The sequence below is a fragment of the Pseudomonas extremorientalis genome (genome assembly GCF_001870465.1).
In the GTDB taxonomy this organism is placed as follows: Bacteria; Pseudomonadota; Gammaproteobacteria; order Pseudomonadales; family Pseudomonadaceae; genus Aquipseudomonas; species Aquipseudomonas extremorientalis.
On sequence record NZ_MDGK01000037.1, the window covers coordinates 382,189 to 388,638 of the forward strand.

The 6,450-nt window shown below is 63.0% G+C and carries 6 protein-coding genes; 1 reads left to right on the plus strand and 5 read right to left on the minus strand.

All coding sequences use genetic code 11. The features are described 5' to 3' along the window. Nucleotides 1-3: 3 nt before the first annotated feature. The 5 genes from BFN10_RS15945 to BFN10_RS15965 all read right to left on the minus strand — a co-directional run bounded on the left by BFN10_RS15945 (nucleotide 4) and on the right by BFN10_RS15965 (nucleotide 5,744). The gene (locus BFN10_RS15945; protein ID WP_071490476.1) at nucleotides 4-459 is read right to left on the minus strand and encodes a YaiI/YqxD family protein; all 456 of its coding nucleotides are present in this window, start codon (nucleotides 457-459) and stop codon (nucleotides 4-6) included. Nucleotides 460-461: 2 nt separating this feature from the next. Beyond that, nucleotides 462-2,357 carry an FTR1 family protein gene (locus tag BFN10_RS15950; RefSeq protein ID WP_071490477.1) on the minus strand — a complete coding sequence of 632 codons (1,896 nt, stop codon included), beginning with the start codon at nucleotides 2,355-2,357 and terminating at the stop codon, nucleotides 462-464. A gap of 183 nt (nucleotides 2,358-2,540) precedes the next feature. Next, entirely contained in the window at nucleotides 2,541-3,173 is a 633-nt protein-coding gene (locus BFN10_RS15955) for a LysE family transporter (RefSeq protein ID WP_028618426.1), read from the minus strand. An 88-nt stretch (nucleotides 3,174-3,261) separates the two neighbouring features. Further along, nucleotides 3,262-3,834, minus strand: a complete 573-nt coding sequence (locus BFN10_RS15960) for a mechanosensitive ion channel family protein (RefSeq protein ID WP_028618427.1) — start codon at nucleotides 3,832-3,834, stop codon at nucleotides 3,262-3,264. Then, the gene (locus tag BFN10_RS15965; protein WP_071490478.1) at nucleotides 3,834-5,744 is read right to left on the minus strand and encodes an ATP-binding cassette domain-containing protein; all 1,911 of its coding nucleotides are present in this window, start codon (nucleotides 5,742-5,744) and stop codon (nucleotides 3,834-3,836) included. Before BFN10_RS15965 ends, BFN10_RS15960 begins: the two co-directional genes overlap by 1 nt. Before the next feature lie 50 nt (nucleotides 5,745-5,794). Between BFN10_RS15965 and BFN10_RS15970 the strand changes: the two genes are divergently transcribed. After that, nucleotides 5,795-6,262, plus strand: a complete 468-nt coding sequence (locus tag BFN10_RS15970; protein WP_071490479.1) for a TIGR02444 family protein — start codon at nucleotides 5,795-5,797, stop codon at nucleotides 6,260-6,262. Nucleotides 6,263-6,450: the final 188 nt, after the last annotated feature.

A 6,450-nucleotide genomic window follows, 5' to 3' on the forward strand; every position in this document is an offset into this window, starting at 1 on the left:
GGATCAGGGTTGGCGCATCAAGCGTGTAAGAATGCGGTCCAGCGCATTGGCAAACGCCTGCTTTTCCTTCTCCCCGTGGGGCGGTGGCCCGCCCCCCATCTGGCCTTGCTCACGCAGATCAGTGAACAGATTGCGCACCGCCAACCGTTCACTCATGTTGGCGGGGCTGAACTCCTTGCCGCGTGGATCAAGCGCCGTAACGCCCTTCTTTACCAGGCGGTCAGCCAGCGGCACATCGCTGCAGATCACCAGCTCGCCGGGCTCCGCGTGCTCCACCAGGTAGTCATCCGCCGCATCCGGGCCGCTGGGCACCACAATCAGCTTCACACACGAGAAGCTCGGCTTGATCTGGCTCTGACCGGCCACCAACACCACTTCGAACTGGCGCTTGAGGGCGAACTTCACCACCTGGTCCTTGGCTGCCCGAGGGCAGGCGTCGGCATCGATCCACACCCGCATGCTCAGGCAACCACCCGGCGCTTTTCGGCCAGACGGCTGCGACCGTACAGCACCACAATCGCCAGGATCGCCACCGCCTGTGCACTCAACGAGTACGCATCGGCGTGGATGCCCAGCCAATCGAAATCAAAGAACGCCACCGGCCGGGTGCCGAAGATGCCGGCCTCCTGCAGCGCCTTCACCCCATGGCCGGCAAACACCACCGACAGCGCACACAGCAACGCCGCGTTGATGCCGAAGAACAACGCCAGCGGCAGCTTCGCCGAACCCCGCAGGATCACCCACGCCAAGCCCACCAACAGCACCAGCGCCGTGGCGCCACCCGCCAGCACCGCGTTATGCCCGGCCGGGCCGGCTTGCAGCCACAGGGTTTCGTAGAACAGGATCACTTCGAACAGCTCGCGGTACACCGAGAAGAACGCCAGCACCGCAAAACCGAAGCGCCCGCCGCCGCCTACCAGGCTGCTCTTGATGTAGTCCTGCCAGGCGGCGGCGTGGCGGCGGTCGTGCATCCACACGCCGAGCCATAGCACCATCACACTGGCAAACAGCGCCGTGCAGCCTTCAAGCAATTCGCGTTGGGCACCGCTCACATCGATCACATACGCGGCCAATGCCCAGGTCGCCAGGCCCGCCAGCAGCGCCAGGCCCCAGCCGACGTTAACGCTGCGCACCGCCGATTGCTGGCCGGTGTTGCGCAGGAACGCAAGGATCGCCGCCAGCACCAGGATCGCTTCCAGGCCTTCACGCAACAGGATCAGCAAACCGGAGATGTAGCTCAGCGACCAACTCAAGCCATCACCGCCAAGCAGGCCGGCGGATTCGGTAAGTTTGCCCTTGGCCACGTCCAGGCGTTGTTGCACCTGTTCAACCGGCAGACCGTCCTGCAACGACTGCCGGTAGGCCATCAACGCCTTTTCGGTGTCCTTGCGCACGTTGGCGTCGACGTTATCCAGCGAGCTTTCTACCAGTTCGAAACCTTCCAGGTACGCAGCCACAGACAGGTCGTAGGCCTGCTCATGATCGCCCTTCTGGAACGCCGCCAGACTCTTGTCCAGGGTGGCCGCGGTGTAGTCGAGCAACTGCGCTGGGCCACGCTTGACCTGCGGCGGCTGCGCACGCTGGGCGCGGAACGTAGCGGCGGCGGCTGGGCCGTTGGCCGCCAGTACTTCATTGGGGGTCTGGCGGGCCAAGTCGGCGAGGTTGAACGGTTGCTCGCTTTTTGCAGCCGCCGGGTCGGCAGTAAAGCCGGCGATGTAGGTAGCCAGGTCCCAGCGCTGGCGGTCGTCCAGTTGGTCGGCGAAAGACGGCATGTCGGTGCCTTCAACACCCAGGCCCAGGGTGTTGTAGATCGCGTAGAGGCTCAGGCGATCCAAGCGCACGGCGTCACGCAGATTGGCCGGTGGTGGCGTCATGCCCACGCTGGCCGGGCCGTCACCCGCACCTGCGGTGCCGTGGCACACCGAGCAATGCTGGGCATAGAGCGGCGCGCCTCGTGTTGGATCAGGGGTGATCGCCGGGGCCTGGCTGACTTCATAGGCCACGGCTAGTTGGGCACCTAACTGACGGGCTTGGCGGGCGACTGTCGTACCGTCCTGATGGCCGGTTACAGCCGCTGACAGTTCGTCGACGCCTTTGACCAACGCCGCGCGTTCCGGGCGCTGCGGCAGCTCTGCCACCAGGCCCTGCAACACCCCGAGAAACTCCAGCTGTTCACGGTATTCGGATTCATCGATTACCTTGCCCGCCTCCACCGTCGCTGGGTAGTCAGCACCAATGTAATCCAGCAAATGCAGGGCTTGTGGGGCACCCTCGGCCGTCGCGGCCAACAGATTGAAGCTGCACGACATCAACGCCGGCAAAACCAGCCAGGCGAGAAAGCGAAAAGGGGCAGTCATGAATGAATCTCAAAGGGAAATACGAAGTAACACATTGTCAAACGTTAAAGCGTTTGACTCAAGGCACAAGTGATTTGTCGTGGGTTGAGGCAAGGCAGTTTTCAGAACAGTTGGAGGGTGGGTATCAACACCCATGTGGAAGAGGGGCGTGCCCCTCCCCCATTTTCAATCCCGTTTCGTCAGTCAGGCCGTGGCACGATGCAAGCTGGCCAGGAAACCCGCAGCCCCCACAAACAACCCCGCAAACGTACGATTCATCCGTTTCTGCTGCTTAGGCGTGCGCAACAGGCGCAACACCTTCGACGCCAAGCCCGTATACCCCGCCATCACCACCATATCGACGCAGATCATCGTCGCACCCAGGATCAGGTACTGGATCAGTAGCGGCGCCTGTGGGTTCACGAATTGCGGCAGGACCGCCAGCATGAACACCAGGGCCTTGGGGTTGCTGGCGTTGACCAGGAAGCCACGGAACATCATCGCCATCGGTTTACCGATCGGGCGCACGGCCGCGTCATCGGTCATGTCCATGGGCAGGGCGCGCCATTGCTTGATGGCCAGGTACACCAGGTACGCCACGCCAAACCATTTGATCGCATAGAAAGCGGTGGAGGATGTCGCCAGAATGGCACCCAGGCCGCACGCGACCACGGCAATCTGCATCGCCAGGCCCAGTTGCAGGCCGATGGCATTCCAGTAACCACGCAGGAAGCCGTATTGCAGGCCGCTGGACATCGAGGCGATGGCGCCAGCGCCAGGGGAAAGGGAGATGATCCAACTGGCCAGGAAAAAGGCCAGCCACGTATCGAGTGCCATTACACACCTCAGGAGGGAGTTTGCTGTTGTGCCTTAAGCTAACTCCGCCGACCAAAGGATGGCTATAGATTTTTACAGGATGTGAATACTAGCGGTCGCCCGGAAAGACATGGGTACCTGGCCAACGGCGCACCGAGCGCTGGAAGAACAGGCTGTTGGGCACCTGCACCATCGCACTGTCGGTACCGGCCTCTGCCACTTCGACCAACGTGGTATAGAGCAGGTTGATCGCCACGACCCGACCCTTCACGCCCGGTTTGTCGACGGTATCCACCAGTTCGACGATGTCACCCAGGCGAAAGGGCCCGACGGTGAAAATCAGAATGGCGCACAGCAGGTTGGACAACACCGACCACATGGCGAAGAACGCCACGGCGGCAACCGCGACAAACCCGGAGAGTGCCGTCCACAACACCGTGGCGGACACGCCCAGGCGACCCAGCACAAAGATCAGCGCACTGCCCATGATCAGCCAGCGCAAGCCACCGCGCAGTGGCATCAGCAATTGCGGCGGGAACGGATAGCGCTCACCCAGGCGAGTCAGGCCCTTGGCGACAAACCGCTGTGCGAGGTAGCCGGCCAGCAGGATCAGCAGGATTTGCACGCCGACCCATACGGGTTCGACCCACTGCGTCGGTATCGGCAGTTGCAACGCTTCCATCAGGACAGCGCCTCCAGCTCCGCTTGCAGGGTTTCCAGCAATTCGAGGGCCTCCATCCAGGTTTCCTCCAATTGCCCTTCGCGTACTTTGAGCTTGGCCTGCTCAGCCAGCAGGTCGCGCAGTTCGTCCTTGCGGGCCGCCTCGTAGACGGCACTGTCGCCCAGGCTGGTTTCGATCCTGGCCAGGCGCTCATGCACCTTGCCCAGCTCGGCTTCCAGCTTGTCGGCTTCACGCTTGTGCGGCGCCAGCTGTTGACGCAGCGCGGCGGCGGCCTGGCGCTGGGCTTTCTTGTCGGTCTTGTCCGGGTTGACTGGGGTGTTGCTGACCGGCGCGTTGCGCAGGCGGTAATCCGTCAGCCAGCGCGCATAGTCATCCAGGTCGCCGTCGAACTCTTCGACTTTACCGTCCGCCACCAGTAGGAAGTTGTCGGTGGTGCTCTTGAGCAGGTGGCGATCGTGAGACACCACCAGCACCGCACCGCTGAACTCCTGCAAGGCCATGGTCAGCGCCAGGCGCATTTCCAGGTCAAGGTGGTTGGTCGGTTCGTCGAGCAGCAGCAGGTTCGGACGGTCCCAGGCGATCAACGCCAGGGCCAGGCGGGCTTTTTCGCCGCCGGAGAAATTCAGCACCGGCTCGTCGATACGCGCGCCACGGAAGTCGAAACCACCGAGGAAGTCGCGCAGGGTCTGTTCGCGCTCGGTCGGCGCCAGGCGCTGCAAGTGCAGCAACGGGCTGGCCTTGGCGTCCAGCGAGTCCAACTGATGCTGGGCGAAGTAACCCACCACAGTGTTCTCGCCACGGGTCAGACGCCCAGCCAATGGCGACAGCTCGCCTGACAGGTTCTTGATCAGCGTCGACTTGCCCGCGCCGTTGGGGCCGAGCAAACCGATACGCGCACCCGGCGTAAGCTGCAGCTTCACTTTTTCCAGGATGGTCTTGTCGCCGTAGCCCAGACGCGCATCGGAAAGATCCAGCAACGGGCTGGAGATCTTCACCGACTCACGGAACACGAAGTCGAACGGTGAGTCGACGTGGGCCGCCGACAGCTCTTCCATTCGCTCCAGGGCCTTGATCCGGCTCTGGGCCTGCCGCGCCTTGGTGGCCTGGGCCTTGAAGCGGGCAATGTAGCTTTCCATGTGCGCACGTTGCGCCTGCTGCTTCTCGTAAGCCTGTTGCTGCTGGGCCAGGCGTTCGGCGCGGGCGCGTTCGAACGCAGTGTAGCCGCCACGATAGAGGGTGATCTTTTTCTGCTCGACGTGGGCGATGTTGTCGACCACGGCGTCGAGGAAATCCCGGTCATGGGAGATCAACAGCAAGGTGCCCTGATAATTCTTGAGGAAGTCTTCCAGCCACAGGATCGCATCGAGGTCCAAGTGGTTGGTCGGTTCGTCGAGCAGCAGCAGGTCAGACGGGCACATCAACGCCTGCGCCAGGTTCAGGCGCATGCGCCAGCCGCCGGAGAAGTCGGCGACGGGGCGGTCCATCTGTTCGTTGGTAAAGCCAAGGCCGGCGAGCATTTTGCGCGCACGGGCGTCAGCCGTATAGCCGTCGGCGCTGTCGAGTTCCGAGTGCAGGCGCGCCTGTGCGGCGCCGTCCTGGGCTTCCTCGGCCTCGGCCAGGTCGTGTTGCACCTGACGCAGGCGCAGATCGCCATCGAGCACGTAGTCGATTGCAATACGGTCGAGGGTGTCGATCTCCTGGCGCATATGGGCGATGCGCCAGTCGGCTGGCAGCAGGCAGTCCCCGGAATCCGGGGTCAGCTCACCCAGCAACAGAGCGAACAACGTGGATTTGCCGGCGCCGTTGGCACCGATCAGGCCGGCTTTGTGACCGGCGTGCAGGGTCAACTCGGCGTCTTCGAGAAGACGTTGCGGACCACGCTGTAATGTTAGGCTTTGAAGTCGGATCATAATGGCGGCGGAGTCTACCAGCTTCGTTGGCCGCTGGCTTGGGTGTGAATATGTGCGCTGACCTGTGGAGCTTTGCCCTCTCGACTTACGCCCGCTCAGGGTGCGAGGCCGCTTGCCTGCGTTTGCAGGAGCAAGGTGCGGACGTGTGCCTGTTGCTGTGTGGTGCGTGGCTCGAGCAGCGTGCGGTGATAGCGACCGCCGAGCGCATGCAGGCGCTGAAACAGATCGCCGGGTCTTGGCAGACACACGTAATCAAACCGTTACGACAGGTGCGCATGCAATGGCGCGCCATGGCGCTGCAGGATCAGGATTTGGCGGGCTTACGCGAACGGGTCAAGGCCCTGGAGCTGGACGCCGAACGGCAGTTGCTGGAGCGCCTGGAAGCGTTGGCACAAACATGGCCGACAGGCGATGCGCAGGGTCAGCAACGATGGTTGGAAGGACTGGCGGCTGAGGATACCGCCAACCTTGACCGCGACGCGCTGCAGCAGCTGCGCGTCGCGGCCACCAGCACTTAGGAAGCGCTGGTTGGGGTGGTGCTTGGCGCTACCGGGGCAGGCGTGCTGCTGGCCGGTGCAGTTGGAGCGGTGGCTGCAGCCGGGGCGGCAGCAGGTGTTGCTGGCTTGGCAGCAGCAGGTTTGGCTGCTGGCTTGGCGGCTGGTTTCGCAGCAGCGGTTTTAGCAGCTGGCTTGGCGGCTGGTTTCGC